The sequence below is a fragment of the Chromobacterium haemolyticum genome (assembly GCF_009936155.1).
Lineage (GTDB): Bacteria > Pseudomonadota > Gammaproteobacteria > Burkholderiales > Chromobacteriaceae > Chromobacterium > Chromobacterium haemolyticum.
Genome location: NZ_AP019312.1, coordinates 5,263,144 through 5,282,296, shown reverse-complemented (window position 1 = coordinate 5,282,296; position 19,153 = coordinate 5,263,144). Strand labels below are relative to the sequence as shown.

Genomic DNA, 19,153 nt, shown 5'->3' with positions numbered 1-19,153 from the left:
GTATTTACTCTCCTGCCGCGCCGTCGTCAGGATGCGCCCGGGGTCGGGCGCGGGCGCTCGCCAGTTCGGCCGCCAGATGGGCGGCCACGCCCGGCAAAGCCGGGTAGGAGCTGACGATCAGATAGACCGGAATCGCGGCCAGATAGCCGGACATCCGTCCCTTATCCTCGAAGCGGCGGCGGAATGGTGATTGTTCAAAAAAACCGCGTAGACGCGGCACGATACCACCACCTAGATACACGCCGCCACGGGCGCCGAGATTCAGGGCCAGATTTGCCGCCGCGCCACCCAGCATGCCGCAGAACACTTCCAGGGTTTCGCGGCAGCGCGGACAAGCTCCGGACAGGCCGCGCGCGGTGACCTCGGCCGGGTCCAACACCGCGGCCGTTTCGCCTGCGCGTTCGCACAAGGCTTGGTAAATCAACGGGATACCGGATCCAGACAGCAGCCGTTCGGCGGATACATGGCCAAAGCGCCGCATCGCGTGCCGCCAGATGTCGGCCTCCCGCTCGTCAAACGGAGCGAAACCGACGTGACCGCCCTCGCCGGACAAGGGCGCGTAGCCGCCCGGGTAGGGAATCAGCGCCGACACGCCCAGGCCGGTGCCGGGACCGATCAGCGCCATCGGCGCGCCGGCCTCCGCCTCGCCGCCGCCGATGCGCAGCAGTTCGCTCGCCGGCAAATGCGGCAAGGCCAGCGCCAGCGCGGTGAAATCGTTGATCACTCGCAGCGTGGTCAGGCCCAGCGCCCGGCGCGTGGCCTCGATGGAGAACGCCCAATAGTGATTGGTCATCTGCACCCAGTCGCCCAACACCGGGTTGGCGATGCCGAAAGCGGCATGGGCGACCGCGCGCGCGCCGGCCAGGTCCAGATAAGCGCGGATCGCGTCCAACAGCGTGGGGTAACCGCCGCAGGGCAGCACCTCGATGTCCTCGATCACGCCGGGCGCGGTTTCCAGCGCAAAGCGGGCGTTGCTGCCGCCGATATCGGCCAGCAGCCGCGGCCATTGCTCAGGCAGACCAGTAGACATCCAGCTCCACCTTGTTCTGGGCCAGGAAATGGCTGATGGGCAACACGTCGCTGACGCCCTTGGCGGCGGCGTCCAGCACCTGGCGCTTCTTGTCTCCCTGGATGGACAGAATCAGACAACCGGCGCGCAGCAACGCGGCGTAGCTCATCGAGATCCGGCGGTGCGGCGCGGTCTTGGGCGTCACCGCCAGGAAGGCCGCGGCGGAGGCCGGGTCCAGCCCGGCCGCCAGCTCGTCGGCGCCGGGGAATAGCGAGGCGGTGTGGCCGTCCTCGCCCATGCCCAGGATGGCGACGGTGGGCGGCGCAAATCCGGCGTTGGCGCGCGCCACTTCGGCGTCGATGTCCACAGCGTCTTCCACCAGGGGCAGGAAACGCGCCTCCACGGCGCGGTCGCGCAGCAAGTGGGCGCGCACCAGCGCGGCGTTGCTGTCCGGATGGCTGTCCGGCACGAAACGCTCGTCCACCAGGGTGACAGTCACCTTGGACCAGTCTATCGCCATGGTGCTGAGCATGTGGAAAAAGGGAATCGGCGATTTGCCGCCGGACACCGCCAGCACGGCGGCGCCCTGACTGGCGATGGCGGCGCCCAGCCTGGCGGCCACGCTATTGGCCAGCGCGGTGGACTGTTGCTCGCTATCGGAAAATTCTACGCAGTTCATCAGCGGCGCTCCGCGGGTAAAAAATTAAGATCAAACATCGCAGCGTTCGAGTTCGAAACGCGCTGCAAAACAGTCAGCATGGCGCAGCCATCGTCCATCGTCGCGAGCGCCTCAAGGTCGAAGCGAGACGAGCAGCCGTACAGTAGTACGGCGAGCACCGCAGCATTCGAGATCGAGACGCGCAACAAACGGTCAGCATGGGACAGCCATCGTCGCGAGCGCCTCGAGGTCGAAGCGAGACGCGCAGCCGTACAAGTAGTACGGCGAGCACCGCAGCATTCGAGATCGAGACGCGCAGCAAACGGTCAGCATGGGACAGCCATCGTCGCGAGCGCCTCGAGGTCGAAGCGAGACGCGCAGCCGTACAAGTAGTACGGCGAGCACCGCAGCATTCGAGATCGGGGCGCGCAGCAGATGGATGCCTCCAAGCGGCTCAGCATTCCTCGTGCCAGCCTATCCCATCGCGCGATAACAAAGCACTGGACGCCGCCGGCCCCCAGGTGCCCGCGGTGTACTGCTTTGGCGGCAGATTGCTGCTACGGCTCCAACTGTCCATGATAGGCTCCACCCAGCGCCAGGCCTCTATCAGCTCGTCGCGGCGCATGAACAGCGCCAGCTTGCCGCGGATCACGTCCAGCAGCAGGCGCTCGTAGGCGTCGGCGCGGCGCACCTTGAAGGCTTTGTAGAAGTCCAGGTCGAGGTAGGCCGGTTGCAGGCGCATGGTGTCGCCGGGCTCCTTGGCCAGGAAGTAGAGGCGGATGCTTTCTTCCGGTTGCAAGCGGATCACCAGCCGGTTGGCGGTGTGGCTGCCGCTCATCGGGCCGTTGAACAGCTGGTGCGGCACGTCGCGGAAGTTGATGACGATTTCGGCCAGCCGCTCCTGCATCCGTTTGCCGGTGCGCAGGAAGAAGGGCACGCCGGCCCAGCGCCAGTTGTCGATCTCGGCCTTGAGCGCGACGAAGGTTTCGGTCTGGCTGTCCGCGGGGATGCCCTGCTCGCTCAAATAGCCCACCACAGGCTGGCCGCCCACGGCGCCGGCCTTGTACTGGCCGCGCACGGTCTTGGCCGCCACGTCCTGCTCGCTGAACGGGCGCAGCGCCTTCAGCACCTTGAGCTTCTCATCGCGCACCGCGTCGGCTTCCATATTGGCCGGCGGCTCCATCGCCACAATGCACAGCAGTTGCAGCAGGTGGTTCTGCACCATGTCGCGCAGCGCGCCGGTGCCGTCGTAGAAGTCGCCGCGGCTGCCCACGCCCAGGTCTTCGGAGATGGTGATCTGCACGTCGTGTATCCATTCGCGCCGCCACAGCGGTTCGAACAGCGCGTTGGCGAAGCGGATCGCCATCAGGTTCTGCACCGATTCCTTGCCCAGGTAGTGGTCGATCCGGTACAGCTGCTCTTCCTTGAAGAAGCGCGCCACGTCGTCGTTGATCTCGTTGGAGGAATCCAGGTCGGTACCCAGCGGCTTTTCCAATACCACGCGCACATTGCCGCTATTGAGACCCACCGCCGCCAGGTTCTCGCAGATGCCGGCGAACAGATTGGGCGCGGTGGCCAGATAACAGACCACCACGCGGTCGTCGTCGCCCTTGAGCTTGTCCGCCAGCGCCGGGAAATCCCGCGGCTGGGAGGCGTCCACTTTCAGGTATTCGATCCGCGCACAGAAGCTGTCCCAGGCGGCGGCGTCGAAATGGGCCTTGACGTGCTGGCGCGAGTTCTTCTCGACAAAGGCCAGGTAGTCGTCGCGGCTCAGTTCCTTGCGGCCCAGCGCCAGGATGCGGCCCTGCTGATTGAGCAGGCCGGCGGCGTGCGCCTGATACAAGGAGGGCAGCAGCTTGCGCATCACCAGATCGCCGGCGCCGCCGAACAACACCATATCGAAGGCCGGGGTTGGCGTAGTACGGGTATCCATCCTGATCTTCCATCTCGAGACGTTTGTAGATGTAGTTATATTACCACCAGCTTTTGCCTTGTCCATGTCATCGCGCTGACGCAGGCCGCTTTTGCAACACCTTTTGCCCCAAAGCAAACAATTCCCTCAATCGCTGCAACGGCGGGTGTTGCCTCGCGCCGCCGGGCGTATCATGGCGGAACGGCGCTGGAGCGCGTCTTGCAATTTGAGTGTAGTAAAACTACTATCAACCCACTTCAACACGGAACGTCATCATGGCCTTGCATTCCACCCTGTCCGCCGTTACCGAGCGCATCGTCAACCGGAGCCGGGCAACGCGCGCCGCCTACCTGGACCGCTTGCGCGCCGCAGCCCATCAGGGAAGGGTGGAGCGCTCGCAATTGTCGTGTACCAACCTGGCCCACGCCTTCGCCGCCATGCCCGACGGCATCAAGATACATCTTAAGGAAGAACACCGCCCCAATCTGGCCATCGTCTCTTCCTACAACGACATGCTGTCCGCCCACCAGCCGCTGGAAACCTATCCGGCGCAGCTGAAGGAAGCGGCGCTGGCGGCCGGCGCCACCGCTCAGTTCGCAGGCGGCGTGCCGGCGATGTGCGACGGCGTGACCCAGGGCCAGCCGGGCATGGAGCTGTCCCTGTTCTCCCGCGACATCATCGCGATGAGCACCGCGGTGGCGCTGTCCCACCAGATGTTCGACGCCGCGCTTTACTTGGGCGTGTGCGACAAGATCGTGCCCGGCCTGTTGATAGGCGCGCTCTCCTTCGGCCACCTGCCCGCGGTATTCGTTCCCGCCGGCCCGATGACCACCGGCATCGCCAACGATGAAAAAGCCAAGGTGCGCCAGTTGTACGCCGAAGGCAAGGTGGGCCGCGACGCGCTGCTGGAATCCGAGTGCCAGTCCTACCACGGCCCCGGCACCTGTACTTTCTACGGCACCGCCAACTCCAATCAGATGCTGATGGAGATCATGGGTCTGCACCTCCCCGGCGCCGCCTTCGTCAATCCGGGCACCCCGCTGCGCGAGGCGCTGACCCGCGCCGCCGCTCAGCAAGCGGCCCGTATCGCCGCGCAGGGCAAGGCCTTCACCCCGGTGGGCGAGATGATAGACGAGAAGTCCATCGTCAACGCCATCGTAGGGCTGCTGGCCACCGGCGGCTCCACCAACCACACCATGCACATCGTCGCCATTGCCCGCGCCGCCGGCATAGCCGTGAACTGGGACGATTTCGACGAACTCTCCGCCGTGGTGCCGCTCTTGGTCCGCGCCTACCCCAACGGCAAGGCCGACGTGAACCACTTCCACGCCGCCGGCGGCATGGGCTTTGTGATCCGCGAGCTGCTGTCCGCCGGCCTGCTGCACGAGGACGTGGGCACCGTGGTGGGCCGCGGCCTGTCGCGCTATGCGCAGGAGCCATGGCTGGACAACGGCGAGCTCAAATGGCGCGACGCGCCCACCGACAGCGGAGACGATAGCGTGCTGCGCACCGCCGCCGACCCGTTCTCCGCCGACGGCGGCCTCAAGCTGCTGTCCGGCAAACTGGGCCGCGCGGTGATCAAGGTGTCCGCGGTCAAACCGGAACACCGGGTAGTGGAAGCGCCGGCGGTGATTTTCCACGACCAAAACGATATGCTGGCCGCGTTCAAGCGCGGCGAGCTGGAAAAAGACTTCATTGCGGTGATCCGCTTCCAGGGCCCGCGCGCCAACGGCATGCCGGAACTGCACAAGCTGACCCCGGCGCTGAGCATTTTGCAGGAACGCGGTTTCAAGGTGGCCCTGGTCACCGACGGCCGCATGTCCGGCGCTTCCGGCAAAGTGCCGGCCGCCATCCACGTCTCGCCGGAAGCCTTGTCCGGCGGGCCGATCGGCAAAGTGCGCAACGGCGACCTGATACGGCTGGACGCCAATAGCGGCGCGCTGACCGTGCTGGTGGACGACGCAGAATGGGCCGCGCGCGAACAGGCGCAGGCCGACCTGACGCACAATGATTTTGGCATGGGCCGGGACTTGTTCGCGGTGTTCCGCTCGGTGGCAGACCACGCCGAAGCCGGCGCCACCAGCTTCCGCCATCCCGACTTCCACCCCGCTTCTTGGAGAAAATGAATATGGACGCATTGACCCTGCTGCGCCAAGGCCCAGTTGTTCCGGTGATCATCGTCAACGACGCGGCCGTGGCCGTGGAGCTGGCCCAGGCGCTGGTGGCCGGCGGCGTGCGCGTGCTGGAAGTGACGCTGCGCACCAAGGCCGCGCTGGCGGCGATGCGCCGCATGCGCGACGAAGTGCCGGGCGCCATCGTGGGCGCCGGCACGCTGCGCACCCGCGCTCATGTGGAAGCCGCCATCGACGCCGGCGCTCAGTTCGGCGTCAGCCCCGGATTCACCCCGGAGCTGGGCGCCGCCGCGCGCGCCGCCAATCTGACCCTGATTCCCGGCGTGGCCACCCCGTCCGAGGCCATGCGCGCCCAAGACGAAGGCTTCACCATCCAGAAACTGTTCCCGGCCGAAGCCGTGGGCGGCGTCAAGCTGCTTAAATCGCTGGCCAGCCCGTTTTCCGATCTGCGCTTCTGCCCCACCGGCGGCATCGACATCAAGAAAGCGCCGGAATACCTGGCGCTGCCCAATGTACTGGCCGTGGGCGGCAGCTGGCTGACGCCGGACGACGCCATCGCCAACCGCGACTGGGACCGCATCACCCAGCTGGCGCTGGAAGCCAGCCAGTTGCACAGGAATTAAACGACGTTGCTTCTTTACAGGGCCTCCCGGCCCTGTTTTTTTTGGGGCGGCCCGCCGCTGGCGCGTCCCTGTCCGGTTTTGTCCTTCCTTTCCCCCGCCAATTGCCTAAGCTCAAGGTGCAGGACTTCATCGCCGCCGGCCCACGCCCGCGCCGGCGACGGCACCGTTGGGTTTGTTGACGTCTGTTTTTCCGCTGGAAAACAGACGTCAACCGACCCTCATATTGGAGACCCATATGCAAGTGGCGGAAATATTTGAAAAAGCGTCGGGCAAGCTGCCCATGGTGCCCAAAGTGGTCCAGGAGCTAGTGGCCAGTTTTCACCGCACCGACGTGAACATCGATGAAATTACCGACAAGGTGGGACATGACCAGGTGTTGACCGCGCGCGTGCTGCGCTTGGCCAATACCGCGCGCTTTGGCGGCAGCCGGCGCGTGGGTTCGCTGGAGGACGCCATCATCCTGCTCGGCTTCGACAATCTCAGGGTGCTGGTCATCGCTTCCGGCGTCACCGGCGCCACGCTGGGCATCCAGGGCTTCGACATGAAGGCGTTCTGGCAGCGCAGCTTCGCGATGGCCAACGCCGCCAAGCGGCTGGCCAGGCTGGCCAAGCTGGACCCGCAACTGGGCTATACCTGCGGCCTGCTGTCCAATATCGGCGAACTGGTGCTCTATGTGGCGGTGCCGGAACAGGCGCTGCAAATAGACCGCATCGTCGCCGGCGGCGCCGACCGGGTGGCCACCGAGCGCATGCTGCTGGGCATGGATTTGACCGAGGTGGGAGCCGAGCTGGCGCGGCGCTGGAATTTTCCGGACGAAATCCAGGAGGCCATCTTCAACCAGCACGACCTGCTGAATGAGGAAGTGTCTCCGTTCGCGCTGTTAATTGGCCTGGCTTCCTTCATGACTTCCGGCTTCAATCACGATATGAGCGAGGAAGACATGCTGGCCACCTTGCCGGTCAGCGTGATGGAGCGCGCCGGCCTGCACCGCGAGGGGCTCGCGGAAGCGCTGCCGGAGTTGCGCGAGGCCTGCACCGCGCTGGACGAAATGTTCTAAGAACCTGTTTACGATCTGCTCCGCTTCGTGAGACGTGACACGGTGAGTACCGCTTCGAAATGCTCATGTACCGCTTGTACATTCCGCGTTTTCAGCGGTTTTCGCCTTGTCTCGCCCTTGCTCGCGAGACTTTGAACAAGCTTCTAAGAATCATCCGACCAGACGCAAAAAAGGCGGCCCAGGCCGCCTTTTCGCACGTCTCGCATTGCGGACTCAACCGGCCTGGCCGCCCGCCTCGCCCACTGCGCCCGTCGTCTCCGCTTCGGTCTCCTCGTCCTCGGCGGCATCGACATGGCCGAGCACTCCGACGCAGCGCAGCTCGATCTCCTGCATCAGTTCGTCGATGCGGATCACCGACAGCTGAATGCGGTCGCCGCGCGCCAGTTCCGGCAGGCCCGGGATGCGCACCCGCATCGGCAAGCCGTCGATGCGCACCAAGTCCTCCTTGATGAAGGTGGCGGTGGGATCGGACACCCCTTCCTGGCTGAACCAGCGCAGGCACCAGAAATGCTCCATCCGGTCCTGGAAGCCGAGGTAGGCGGAGTAAGTAGTGTCGAAATCGCGCAGGATGGCGAACAACATCGCGTCGCCCTGCTCGAACTGCGGCTTCTCCTCGCGGATCATCGACATCAGCTGGCGCTGGTTGATGAAGTCGGTGGCGCGGCGCAACGGCGACGTGGCCCACGCGTACTGGGCCACGCCCAAGCCGGTGTGCGGCTCGGGCCGCGTGGTCATCCTCACCTTGCCCATGCTCTGCGCGCGGTACATGCCGGGGATGTCGGCCTCGGCCAGCATCCGGCCCCACTCGCTGTTGGCCAGAATCATCAGCTCGGACACCAGCTTGTCCATCGGCGCGCCGCGTTTGCGCAGGGTGATCAACACCTTGCCGTCGACCACGTCGAAGTTGTAGTCCATCTGCACCGGCCGGGTCGGATCGTATTTGCCGCGGCGCTTCTCCAAGGCCTCGGCGAACTGCCAGAACCAGATCAGCTCCTGCTTGAACGGATAGTCCACGCCCGGATCGCAAGCCAGCGTCTCTTCGTTGAAGAACTGCTCCAGCGCGGCGTGGCGCAGGTTGGCGGCGATATGCACTTTTTCGATGCGGTTTTCGTAGGCCACCGGCTCAAACTCCGGCGTCACCTCCACATAGAGGCTCAGCGCCGGACAGTCGTGCCCTTCCTTCAGGGTGAACATGTCCACCAGATCGTCCGGCAGCATGGTGATCTTGTCGCCGGGGAAATACACGGTGGACAGACGGGACAGCACCAGCTTCTCCAGAGGAGAGCCGATCTCTATCCCCAGCGATGGCGCGGCGATGTGGATGCCCACGCGCTTATTGCCGTTGGGCAAATCCTGCACCGACAGCGCATCGTCGATCTCGGTGGTGTTGGCGTCGTCTATGGAGAAGGCGCGCACCGGCGACAAGGGCAAGTCCTCCGGCAACGCCGGCAGCTCGTACTTGCCGAAACCGCGGCCCTTGGGGAAGAATTCCAGCATGAAGCCGGCCATCAGGTAGTCCGGCACCGAAGAGATGCCGCCCACCTTGTCCGCCAGCCGCAGCGGCGGCAGGCTCAGTTCGCGCGCGGCCTGGTCGAAGGCCTTGAACTCCAGCGTGTTCTTGTCGGGTTTCCACAACAACGTCATCAACTGGCCGTGGATCGCCTCCGGCAATTGGCCGGCTTTCAGTTCCGCCACCCACTGGTCGATCTGCTCCTGCTCGCGCTTTTTGCGTTCCAGCCCGGCCAGCGCCGCCTTCAGCGCGTCTTCCGGCGCCTTCTTGTAGCGGCCCTTGCCCTTTTTGTAGAAATACATCGGCGCGCCGTACAGACGCGACACGATGGCGGCGGCCTCCGCCGCCGACGGCGCGCGGCCCCAATAATCGGCGGCCAACGCCTCATAGCCGAACTCGTCGTCCGGGCAGCATTCCCACAGGAAATCCAGGTCAATATCCGCGGCAAGTTGCTCTACCATGGGCAGAAAATCGCCCAATGCGGAACTAAACTCCAGAAAAACATTCGCGGCCTTAATCTTGGCGCGCTTGCCATGCTGGGTATCCACTTGCAGACTAGCGTCATTGCGCGAAACGATGCTGCCGACCTTAAAGCCGCCGCTCTCTTCGTAAAAAACGTTCATTAAAAATTTTTGCCAGGCCGTTGCAATCCAACGGCGAATTATAACAGCGCGCCCAAGGCGCGGCTTCAGAACTTGAATATCGGACAACCGGGTCCACCGGGGAACACTTGACCATGTCGCAACATCAGGCTTTCAAACAACGCGTGCATCTGGCACAGGAAATCGATCGCATCGGCCACCTGCTGGTCACTCGCTGGGAACGGCCGCTGGCCGCCCACCTGCTGTCGCTGATCCTGCGGCTGGAAGATATGGTGCGCGAGCAGGACCTCAACGAAATCACGGGAGAAATCCAAACCCTGTCGCGCTTGCTGCAGGGCTGGATCCAGCAACCGCAGACCGCTCCGTCGGAAAGCGAGCGCTACAACCGCCTGCGCCACCACCTGGGCCTGGTCAGCCAACTGGGCATGATGGAGCGCAAGGACGGCCTGCCGGAGATCGACTACGACAAACTGCTGGGCGGCGACCTGGTCACCCTTTATCTATGGCTGCCGCAGGATGCGGACGCCACGCCGCTGATCCAGCAGCTGTCCTGCTACGGCATCCACGCCAAGGTGATCCAGCAGGCGGCCAAGCTGGCCCAGGCATTGCAGGACAAGGCGCCGGAGGCGGTGGTGGCCTTCACCGAGTTCGCCGCCAACGACCCCATCCTCTTGCTGGCGCCCACCATCAGCAGTATCTGTCCGCTGATCCTGACCTCCCCGCGGCACGATTTCCAGGCTAGGCTGGCCGCGGTGCGCGCCGGCGCCGGCAGCCTGCTGGACTGGCCTTTGCAGGCGCATCAGCTGATAGACCAACTGAGCTTCGGGGATCTGGGCGAGAAGCGCGAGCCCCTGCGCGTGCTGATCGTGGAGGACATGGAGTCGCTGGCCGGGCTCTACTCCAGCGTGCTCAATGCTCAGGGAGTGGAAACCCGCGAGGAAACTCAGCCGGAACGGGTGCTGGACATGATAGAGCAGTTCCGCCCGGATCTGATCCTGATGGACATGTACATGCCGCAATGCAGCGGCATGGAGCTGGCCAAGGTGATCCGCCAGCAACGGCTGCTGGACGGCATCCCCGTGGTGTTCCTGTCGGTGGAAAAGCGCCAGGCGGTACAACTGGACGCGCTGACCCTGGGCATAGACGGCTTTCTGACCAAGCCGGTGGCGCCGGAGGAGCTGATCGTCACCGTAATCAACCGCGCGCGCCGTTACCGCAAGCTGCGCTCCTACATCATCAACGACAGCCTCACCGGCCTGCTCAATCACTCCCATCTGCACGGTCAGCTGGAGTACAGCATCCAGCGCGCGCGCCGCGATCAACGGCCGCTGTCGCTGGCCATGCTGGATCTGGACTTTTTCAAAACCATCAACGACAGCCATGGGCACCCGGCCGGCGACGAGCTGCTGATCAATCTGGCGCGCTTTCTCAAGGAACGGCTGCGCAGCAGCGACCTGGTGGGCCGCTACGGCGGAGAGGAATTCGCCATCGTTCTGCCGGGCACGAATCAGACGCAGGCGCGTGAACTGATGGACCAATTGCGTCAGGACTTCAGCCAGATCCAGCAACGCGCGCCTGACGGTGATTTCCGTCAAACCTTCAGCGTGGGCATCAGCTCGATGGACACCGCCGGCAGCAGCACGGAGCTGGTGCAGCAGGCCGACGAAATGCTGTACCGGGCCAAGGCCAACGGCCGCAACCGGGTGGAAACCATGCCGAATTGAGCCTGGCGCGGACAATGAAAAAGCCGGGGCGTCAAGGACGCTCCGGCTTTTTTCTCGCACGCTTAGAGCCTGTTCAAAGTCTCGCGAGCAAGAGCGAGATCGTAAACAGGCTCTTACACGCGGGTCATCAGGCCTCGGTCAGCACCAGGCGCACCCCCTGCTCTTCCAGCAGCTTGGTCACCGGTTCCGGCGGCAGCGCGTCGGTGAACACGGTGTGGAATTCGCTGATGTGGCCCATGCGCACCAAGGCGTTGCGGCCAAACTTGCTGTGGTCCGCCGCCAGATAGCGGTGACGGGCGTTGGACATCATCGCCTGCGCCACCCGCACTTCGCGGTAATCGAAGTCCAGCAGCGAGCCGTCCGGTTCAATGCCGGATACGCCGATGATGGCGTAGTCCACCTTGAACTGATTGATGAAATCCAGCGTGGCCACGCCGGTGATGCCGCCGTCGGACGCGCGCACCGTGCCGGAGGTGATCATCACCGTGAAATCCGGATTGGTGGACATGATGGAGGCGACGTGAATGTTGTTGGTGATCACCCGCAAGCCTTTGTGCGTGCTGGTCAGCGCCTGGGCCACCGCCTCTATGGTGGTGCCTATGCTCATGAACAGCGAGGCATGATCGGGAATGCTGCTGGCGATCATGTCCGCGATATGCGCTTTTTCGCTCTGGAATTTTCCTTTGCGCGCGAAATAGTCCTCATTCTCCACACTGCTGCCCAAGGCGGCGCCGCCGTGGTAACGGCGCAACAAATTGGCCTCGCACAGCTGGTTGATATCGCGGCGAATGGTTTGCGGGGTGACATCGAGCAGTCTGGCCAGCTCTTCGATCGGCATGAAGCCGTTTTCGCGGACCAGCTGCAGAATCTTGTCGTGACGGGGTGAGCGGCTCATAACTATTCGGAATCGAAAATCACGTCACTTTAGTAACATATTTTGCGGGTCAGCGGCAAACAGAACCACTATTCCGGCTTGATATCGGCCAATAGTGTTCGTTTATTGCGCATTTTTTACTCAGGGAGCCGCCTGGCCCTCCGCCAAGGACGCACGCCGTCCCCACAGAAAATCGCGCAACTGCTCCAGCGGCATCGGCCGCGCCAGCAGATAGCCCTGCAGGTAATGCACGCCGCTTTGCTGTAGATAGGCGCGTTGTTGTTCGGTTTCCACCCCCTCGGCCACCATGGAGATACGCAATTGCTTGGCCAGGTCGATAATCATTTCCAGAATGCGGTTGGCAATGGAATCACTGCCTATCGCCGCCACGAACACGCGGTCTATCTTCAAATGGTCGGCGTGAATGCGGTTGAGTTCCGCCAAGCTGCTATGACCGGTGCCGAAGTCGTCGATGGCGATCTGCACCCGCATCCGCCGCAGCTCGGCCATCACCTGCTGGCTTTGCGGCGTCACCCGGATAGGCTCGCGCTCGGTCACTTCCAGCACCAAGCGCGGCGGCGTCTTCGAGAAGTGTTGCAAAAACGCCTGGCAATCTTCCACCAGCTGCGCATGTTGCAAATGGCTGGGCGACAGATTGAGCGCGACAAAGAAACAGTCGGGCAAGGATAGCGACTCCATGTCCGCGGCCACCCGCCGCATCAGGTAGCGGGTAATCTGGATGATCATGCCGGAAGCTTCCGCCACCGGGATGAACAGATCCGGCGGCGCCAGGCCCTGGCGCGGATGCTGCCAGCGCAGCAACACTTCCACCCCCATGCAGCGATGGCCGCAAGCGTCGAACACCGGCTGGTAGTAAGGCAGGAACTCCTGATTGCGCAAAGCCAGCAGTATCTCCCCGCTGACCGAGCCGCGCTTGCGCAAATAGCCCAGCAGCAGGGCCGCCCCCACCACGCCCACCGGCAGCAACAGCAGCAAGGCGCGCAGCAGACGCGCCGACGCGCCGCGCCACAGGTACTCGGAGTCCACCCAGCTGTGCACCGCCAGCGGATAGTGCCGAGACGCCGCGATCACGCGCAGCACCGCGCTGCCCGGCACTTCGGCAACGCCCGGCAAGGTGGATTGCACCGCTTCCTTATGGTTCAACACCAGCAGCGAGCCGCTGTGGCCGTCATCGGCCTGCCAGGGCAGCAAGGGGCTGAAATAGGCCAGCTCCACGCTGGCGACAATGCCCTGCCCCCGCTCCCTCAGCAAAGAACGCATCAGGAAGGGGCGCTTGGGATACAGGGGGCCGGAACCCTGGCGATGGATCAGCTGTTGCGGCGCCGATGGAGTGAAGGGCAGCACCGTGTCCTGCGCGCCCAGCACCGAGGTGCAATACAGGCGGCGCCCGTCCAGCAGCCCCAGCGAGCGGATATAGGGGTCGAAAGCCGCCAGCGACACCAGCTTGCCGCGCGCCTGCGCGCAGGGCAGGCCAGCCAGCGGCGCGGCTTCGCGCAGCGAGCGATCCACCTGACCAAACACCCGGTCCACGGAATTGACCGCGCGCCCCGCGGCGCTTTGCAGCTGCGCCTGCACATCCAGCTGGTAGCGGTTCCAGGTCAAGGGCAGGCCTATTGCCGCCGGCAACACGGCCACCAGCAAGACCAAGGCCCATTCCGCGGCGTTGAGGCTGCCGCGAAACTGATTGCCTCGGCTGATCAGGTGACGGAAGCGATGGCGACAAAACACATTGTTCCCCGGCGTGACTAAATGACAAGAAGCAGCCCGGCGTCCGGCCATGAGGACGCGCGCCAATCCGCGACACGGCTGGCGCTGGCGAGAACAGCATGGATGGACGGGGACTGCCAGGATGAGGGATGAGCGGGCATTGCCGCGCGGCGCGTGCCCGGCCGCCATCGCGATTTTTCGAAGCTCCCGCAAGTCTGGCGCTAAAGATAACGGTTTAGCCGAAGACAGAAAAGCTAATTAGAAAGATTTATTTAATAAAATGTCTTTGATTGACTTGTATTTGATATAAATCGCCGCAGTCGACGCCGACCAAAACGCAATCAGGCCGCGAGCCGCCGGGGTGGGCGGGGCGCGGCCTGACAGCCATGCGGGGCGCTTAGCGCGGCGGCGGCAAGCGTTGGCGATGGCGCTCGATCTGCAAGCGCACCTGGCGCGGCGCGGTGCCGCCCACGTGGTCGCGCTGCGCCAGACTGCCTTCCGGGCTCAGCACGGCGAACACGTCGTCTTCGATCAGCGGCGAGAACTCGCGCAGCTTGGCCAGAGACAGGTCGGCAATGTCCACGCCCTGCTGTTCCGCGTGACGCACCGTCAGCGCCACCACCTCGTGGCTATCGCGGAAGGGCACGCCCTTCTTCACCAGATAGTCGGCCAGATCCGTGGCGGTGGCGAAGCCTTGCAGCACCGCCGCGCGCATCGCCTCCGGCTTGACGGTGACGCCGCGCATCATGTCGGCGTAAATGCGCAAGGTGTCGATCAAGGTGTCCGCGGTGTCGAACAGCGGCTCCTTGTCCTCCTGGTTGTCCTTGTTGTAAGCCAACGGCTGCGCCTTCATCAGCGTCACCAGCGCGATCAGGTGGCCCACCACGCGGCCGGACTTGCCGCGCACCAGCTCCGGCACGTCCGGGTTCTTCTTCTGCGGCATGATGGAGCTGCCGGTGCAGAAGCGGTCGGCGATGTCGATGAAGCCGACGCGCGGGCTCATCCACAGGATCAGCTCCTCGGACAAGCGCGACAGGTGCACCATCACCAGGCTGGCGGCGGCGGTGAATTCGATCGCGAAGTCGCGGTCGGACACCGCGTCCAGCGAGTTGTGGCAGACATCGTCGAAGCCCAGCAGCTGGGCGGTGTAATGGCGGTCTATCGGGAAAGTGGTGCCGGCCAGCGCCGCCGCGCCCAAGGGCAGGCGGTTGACGCGCTTGCGGCAGTCGCTCATGCGCTCGGCGTCGCGCGCCAGCATTTCCACATAGGCCAGCATGTGGTGGCCGAAAGTCACCGGCTGCGCCACCTGCAAATGGGTGAAGCCCGGCAACACGGTTTCGGCGTGCTGCTCGGCCAGGTCCAGCAGGCTGTGCTGCAACTCGCCGATCAGGCCGACGATGGCGTCGATCTGCGCGCGCAGCCACAGGCGGATATCGGTGGCCACCTGGTCGTTGCGGCTGCGGCCGGTATGCAAGCGCTTGCCGGCGTCGCCGATCTTGTCGGTCAGCCGGCGCTCCACGTTCATGTGCACGTCTTCCAGATCCACGCTCCACTCAAAGCGGCCGGCGCGGATATCGTCCAGCACTTCGCCCATGCCTCGTCGGATCGCTTCCAGGTCTTCGGCGGACAAGACGCCGGCGCGCTGCAACATGGCGGCGTGGGCCAGCGAGCCCTCGATGTCGAATTCGGCCAGTCGTCGGTCGAAATCCACCGAGGCGGTGTATTTCTTGACGAGTTCGGATACCGGCTCCGAGAAACGGCCGGACCAGGCGTGTTGATCTTGCATGGCAATGCTTTCTACGATGGCTGCGGACGAAAAACTTGGCGAAACCCCGGACACGCGCAATGCCGCCGGGAACCTCTTACTATGCCAGCGGCGAGCGCCTTCGGCCAGTGCGGGTTTTCCTTGCTATGATGCTGCTATCCTATTTCGCCCCTCCCCGCGCCGCCATGCCGCTACCGCCCTCGCCCGACCTGCCCGACTACCGCAACCTGGGCGTGCTGCTGCGCGCGCTGCTGCTGCTGGGCCTGTTCCTGCTGGGCGGCCTGCTGCTGGACGAGGGCGGAGAACCGCTGCCCTGGCGCTTGCTGCGCCTGTCCAGCCTGCTGGTGCCCGGCGCCTTGCTAAGCCTGGGCCTGCTGGCCTTGCTGGGCCGCCGCCTCCACCACGGGCGGCGCGCCGCGCTGGCCGCCGCCGCCATCTGCTTGTTGTCCTTCGCCTTCTGCGGCCGCCTGCTCAACCCGCTGGCGCCCATGCCCTGGGGCCAGGTGCTGCTGGCCGGCGCGGTGGGCGGGCTGATGCAGCACTACCTCAATCTGCGCGCGCGCGCGCTGTCCCCGGCCTTGTCCGAGGCGCGACTGATCGCGTTGCAGGCCCGCATCCGCCCTCATTTCCTGTTCAACAGCCTCAACGCCGCCATCGCCCTGATCGGCAAGCAGCCGGACAAGGCGGAAATGGTGCTGGAAAACCTGGCCGACCTGTTCCGCGCCCAGCTGGGCGACCCGGCGCGACAATCCACGCTGGGCCGTGAAATCGAACTGGCGGCCATGTATCTGGCGATCGAGGCCGAACGGCTGGGCGCGCGCCTGCAAGTGAGCTGGGACGTGCAAGCGCCGCTGGACGCCGCGCTGCCGCCGCTGATCCTGCAGCCGCTGGCGGAAAACGCGGTGTTCCACGGCATAGAACGGTTGGCCGACGGCGGCGAGATCCGCATCCAGGCGCGCCAGCATGAAAAACTGCTGGAGCTGACGCTGAGCAATCCGGTCAACCTGGAACCGGCGGCGGCCACGCCCGGACACCACATGGCGCTGGACAACCTGGCCGAGCGGCTGGAGCTGTATTTCGACGCCGAAGCCTCGCTCAGCGCCCGGCTGGACGGTGATCGTTTCATCACCCGCATCCGCCTGCCTTACCGCCCGGCGCCACCCCAGCAGCCAGGCTGAGAGCCTATTTACGATCTGCAAAGCCGTCTATACTCCCCCTGTCATCCGATTGAAACAGTTGATAGGGATATCATGGGAAAGAACCGGCTGGAAGCCTTCAGCGACGGCGTGCTCGCCATCATCATCACCATCATGGTGCTGGAGCTGAAAGTGCCGCACGACACCACTTGGACGGCGCTGCAAGACCGCTGGCCGGTCTTCCTCAGCTACGTGCTGAGTTTCATCTATGTGGGCCTGTACTGGAACAACCACCACCATTTCTATCACGCCATCCAGCGCGTGGACGGCCGCGTGCTGTGGGCCAATCTGCACCTGCTGTTCTGGCTGTCCCTCATTCCCTTTGTCACGGGCTGGATGGGAGAAAACCACTTCGCTCCGCTGCCGCTGGCCCTGTACGGCGTGGTGCTGCTGATGTGCGCACTGGCCTGGTGGCTGATGCAACAATCCCTGCTGTGCCTGCCCGGCAACCGCACCCGGCTGTCCGAGGCGCTGGGCAGGGACATCAAGGGCAAGATATCCCCGCTGTGCTACCTGATCGGCATCGCCGCTGCCTTTTACTGGGAATGGCTGTCCGCGGCGATGTACGTGCTGATGGCCCTGATCTGGCTCGTGCCGGACCGGCGCATTGAGCGGCTGTTGGCGGAAAAGTAACGCCGTCGTCGTCGCCCATTAATAAACACTATCAAACAAATTGTAATTTAAGATTTAACAAAACTATTGCCAGTTCCGATAATGGCCACTCCCTTAGTAAATGTTCTAATAATTTATGGGAGTGCCAATGTCTGCTCTGACCTTTTCCGTGAACCGCAAGCTTTTCACCGTGGCGCTGGCTTGTAGCGCCGCTTTGACCCAGGCCGCCAACCTGACCCAGGACAACGGCGCGCCGGTGGGCGACAACCAGAACAGCCAGACCGCCGGCCCCAACGGCCCCCCCCTGCTGCAAGACATCCAACTGCTGCAAAAGCTGCAACGCTTCGACCGCGAACGGATCCCGGAACGCGTGGTGCACGCGCGCGGCGTGGGCGCCGGCGGCGTCTTCGTCGCCAGCGAGGGCTTGCAGGACGTCAGCCGCGCCCTGGTGTTCCGCAAGGGCGAGCAAACCCCGGTGTTCGTGCGTTTCTCCACCGTGATAGGCAGCCGCGGCGCGCCGGAAACCGACCGCGACCCACGCGGCTTCGCCACCAAGTTCTACACCGCGCAAGGCAACTGGGACCTGGTGGGCAACAACCTGCCGGTGTTCTTCATCCGCGACGCGATCAAGTTTCCGGACATGGTGCACTCGCTGAAGCCGGACCCGGTGAGCAATGAGCAAGACCCCAACCGTATCTTCGACTTCTTCTCCCACCTGCCGGAATCCACCCACATGCTGACCCGGGTGTACTCCAACTACGGCACCCCGGCCAATTACCGCGAAATGAACGGCAGCAGCGTGCACGCGCTGAAACTGGTGGCCGCCGACGGCCGCTACCAATACGCCAAGTTCACCTGGAAATCGCGCCAGGGCGAGCGCAACCTGCGCCCGGACGAACTGCCCAAGGTGCAGGGCCAATCGGTCAGCCACGCCACCGCGGACCTGCTGCAAAGCATCGAACAGAAACGTTACCCGTCCTGGGACTTGTACGTGCAGCTGATCCAGCCAGAGGACATGAACCGCTTCGCCTTCAACCCGCTGGACCCCACCAAAGTGTGGACCGGCGTGGCGGAACGCAAGGTGGGCACCATGACGCTGAACCGGATTCCGGCCAACTTCTTCGAAGCCACCGAGCAAGTGGCGATGTCGCCGGCCAACTTGGTGCCGGGCATCGAGGCCTCGGAAGACCGACTACTGCAAGGCCGGCTGTTCTCCTATCTGGATACCCAGATGCACCGCGTGGGCACCAATTTCCAGGCGCTGCCGGTAAACCGCCCGCGGGTTGAGGTGGTGAACAACAATCAGGACGGCGCGCACAACGCCTCCGGCCGCCAGGGCAGCGTCAATTACGAGCCCAGCCGGCAGGCTCCCAAGCCGCAAGACCCGCAGTTCAAGCACAGCCGCCTGCCCTTACAGGGCAACACCCAGCAAGAGGCCATCGCCAAAACGCTGAACTTCCAGCAGGCCGGCGAGTTCTACCGCTCGCTGAGCGCGCAGGACCAGGCGGACCTGATCCGCAATCTGTCCGGCGACCTGGCCAAGGTACGCAATGCCGAGACCCGCGATGTGATGTTGTCGCACTTCTACAAGGCGGACCGCCAGTACGGCGAGCGTCTGGCCAAGGCCTTGAAGGTGGAGGTGAAGGGGATTGAGCGCAGGGCGGCGCTGTTGCAGGAATAAGCGTAGCCGCTTGAATGAAGCGGGGCGGCCCATGGCCACCCCGTTTTTTTTTTTGCGCCCGCTCCGCGCA

The 19,153-nt window shown here is 64.1% G+C and carries 14 protein-coding genes; 7 read left to right on the top strand and 7 right to left on the bottom strand.

Annotated elements, in window-relative coordinates:
• Positions 1–4 precede the first annotated feature (4 nt).
• From GYH29_RS24415 to zwf, 3 genes are all read right to left on the bottom strand, one after another.
• Entirely contained in the window at positions 5–1,030 is a 1,026-nt protein-coding gene (locus GYH29_RS24415) for a glucokinase (RefSeq protein ID WP_161524531.1), read from the bottom strand.
• Complete coding sequence (gene pgl / locus GYH29_RS24410) at positions 1,011–1,688, bottom strand: 6-phosphogluconolactonase (protein WP_161524530.1); 678 nt, start codon at positions 1,686–1,688, stop codon at positions 1,011–1,013. Before pgl ends, GYH29_RS24415 begins: the two co-directional genes overlap by 20 nt.
• A 433-nt stretch (positions 1,689–2,121) precedes the next feature.
• Entirely contained in the window at positions 2,122–3,600 is a 1,479-nt protein-coding gene (gene zwf / locus GYH29_RS24405) for a glucose-6-phosphate dehydrogenase (RefSeq protein ID WP_043592594.1), read from the bottom strand.
• Between the two features lie 254 nt (positions 3,601–3,854).
• Between zwf and edd the strand changes: the two genes are divergently transcribed.
• The 3 genes from edd (at position 3,855) to GYH29_RS24390 (ending at position 7,391) form a co-directional block, all read left to right on the top strand.
• The gene (gene edd, locus GYH29_RS24400) at positions 3,855–5,705 is read left to right on the top strand and encodes a phosphogluconate dehydratase (RefSeq protein WP_019100507.1); all 1,851 of its coding nucleotides are present in this window, start codon (positions 3,855–3,857) and stop codon (positions 5,703–5,705) included.
• A gap of 2 nt (positions 5,706–5,707) precedes the next feature.
• Positions 5,708–6,334, top strand: a complete 627-nt coding sequence (locus tag GYH29_RS24395; protein WP_039753845.1) for a bifunctional 4-hydroxy-2-oxoglutarate aldolase/2-dehydro-3-deoxy-phosphogluconate aldolase — start codon at positions 5,708–5,710, stop codon at positions 6,332–6,334.
• Between the two features lie 235 nt (positions 6,335–6,569).
• The gene (locus GYH29_RS24390) at positions 6,570–7,391 is read left to right on the top strand and encodes an HDOD domain-containing protein (RefSeq protein ID WP_043592597.1); all 822 of its coding nucleotides are present in this window, start codon (positions 6,570–6,572) and stop codon (positions 7,389–7,391) included.
• A gap of 213 nt (positions 7,392–7,604) precedes the next feature.
• Here the strand turns inward: GYH29_RS24390 and GYH29_RS24385 are convergent, their stop codons facing one another.
• Positions 7,605–9,524, bottom strand: a complete 1,920-nt coding sequence (locus tag GYH29_RS24385) for a ribonuclease catalytic domain-containing protein (protein ID WP_081575289.1) — start codon at positions 9,522–9,524, stop codon at positions 7,605–7,607.
• 113 nt (positions 9,525–9,637) lie between these two features.
• Between GYH29_RS24385 and GYH29_RS24380 the strand changes: the two genes are divergently transcribed.
• Positions 9,638–11,227: a GGDEF domain-containing protein gene (locus GYH29_RS24380; protein WP_232060462.1), complete on the top strand. Its 1,590-nt coding sequence runs from the start codon at positions 9,638–9,640 to the stop codon at positions 11,225–11,227.
• A 127-nt stretch (positions 11,228–11,354) separates the two neighbouring features.
• Here GYH29_RS24380 and GYH29_RS24375 read toward each other — a convergent pair whose 3' ends face one another.
• From GYH29_RS24375 to argH, 3 genes are all read right to left on the bottom strand, one after another.
• Positions 11,355–12,122, bottom strand: coding sequence for a DeoR/GlpR family DNA-binding transcription regulator (locus GYH29_RS24375; protein WP_019103455.1), 768 nt, complete (start codon positions 12,120–12,122; stop codon positions 11,355–11,357).
• A gap of 120 nt (positions 12,123–12,242) precedes the next feature.
• A complete protein-coding gene (locus GYH29_RS24370) occupies positions 12,243–13,850 on the bottom strand; it encodes an EAL domain-containing protein (protein WP_043592601.1) in 1,608 nt (535 codons plus the stop codon).
• 376 nt (positions 13,851–14,226) lie between these two features.
• Complete coding sequence (argH, locus tag GYH29_RS24365) at positions 14,227–15,615, bottom strand: argininosuccinate lyase (RefSeq protein WP_019103970.1); 1,389 nt, start codon at positions 15,613–15,615, stop codon at positions 14,227–14,229.
• Between the two features lie 125 nt (positions 15,616–15,740).
• Here argH and GYH29_RS24360 point away from each other — a divergent pair, with 125 nt between their 5' ends.
• From GYH29_RS24360 to GYH29_RS24350, 3 genes are all read left to right on the top strand, one after another.
• Entirely contained in the window at positions 15,741–16,772 is a 1,032-nt protein-coding gene (locus GYH29_RS24360) for a sensor histidine kinase (RefSeq protein WP_161524529.1), read from the top strand.
• Between the two features lie 72 nt (positions 16,773–16,844).
• Positions 16,845–17,423 carry a TMEM175 family protein gene (locus tag GYH29_RS24355; protein ID WP_043592606.1) on the top strand — a complete coding sequence of 193 codons (579 nt, stop codon included), beginning with the start codon at positions 16,845–16,847 and terminating at the stop codon, positions 17,421–17,423.
• A gap of 127 nt (positions 17,424–17,550) precedes the next feature.
• Positions 17,551–19,083: a catalase gene (locus tag GYH29_RS24350; protein WP_161524528.1), complete on the top strand. Its 1,533-nt coding sequence runs from the start codon at positions 17,551–17,553 to the stop codon at positions 19,081–19,083.
• Positions 19,084–19,153: the final 70 nt, after the last annotated feature.

What these genes read in the sequence shown, in the direction of transcription:
- GYH29_RS24415 (WP_161524531.1), bottom strand. Translation starts at nt 1,030, where the DNA reads ATGTCTACTGGTCTGCCTGAGCAATGGCCGCGGCTGCTGGCCGATATC.
- pgl (WP_161524530.1), bottom strand. Translation starts at nt 1,688, where the DNA reads ATGAACTGCGTAGAATTTTCCGATAGCGAGCAACAGTCCACCGCGCTG.
- zwf (WP_043592594.1), bottom strand. Translation starts at nt 3,600, where the DNA reads ATGGATACCCGTACTACGCCAACCCCGGCCTTCGATATGGTGTTGTTC.
- edd (WP_019100507.1), top strand. Translation starts at nt 3,855, where the DNA reads ATGGCCTTGCATTCCACCCTGTCCGCCGTTACCGAGCGCATCGTCAAC.
- GYH29_RS24395 (WP_039753845.1), top strand. Translation starts at nt 5,708, where the DNA reads ATGGACGCATTGACCCTGCTGCGCCAAGGCCCAGTTGTTCCGGTGATC.
- GYH29_RS24390 (WP_043592597.1), top strand. Translation starts at nt 6,570, where the DNA reads ATGCAAGTGGCGGAAATATTTGAAAAAGCGTCGGGCAAGCTGCCCATG.
- GYH29_RS24385 (WP_081575289.1), bottom strand. Translation starts at nt 9,524, where the DNA reads ATGAACGTTTTTTACGAAGAGAGCGGCGGCTTTAAGGTCGGCAGCATC.
- GYH29_RS24380 (WP_232060462.1), top strand. Translation starts at nt 9,638, where the DNA reads ATGTCGCAACATCAGGCTTTCAAACAACGCGTGCATCTGGCACAGGAA.
- GYH29_RS24375 (WP_019103455.1), bottom strand. Translation starts at nt 12,122, where the DNA reads ATGAGCCGCTCACCCCGTCACGACAAGATTCTGCAGCTGGTCCGCGAA.
- argH (WP_019103970.1), bottom strand. Translation starts at nt 15,615, where the DNA reads ATGCAAGATCAACACGCCTGGTCCGGCCGTTTCTCGGAGCCGGTATCC.
- GYH29_RS24360 (WP_161524529.1), top strand. Translation starts at nt 15,741, where the DNA reads ATGATGCTGCTATCCTATTTCGCCCCTCCCCGCGCCGCCATGCCGCTA.
- GYH29_RS24355 (WP_043592606.1), top strand. Translation starts at nt 16,845, where the DNA reads ATGGGAAAGAACCGGCTGGAAGCCTTCAGCGACGGCGTGCTCGCCATC.
- GYH29_RS24350 (WP_161524528.1), top strand. Translation starts at nt 17,551, where the DNA reads ATGTCTGCTCTGACCTTTTCCGTGAACCGCAAGCTTTTCACCGTGGCG.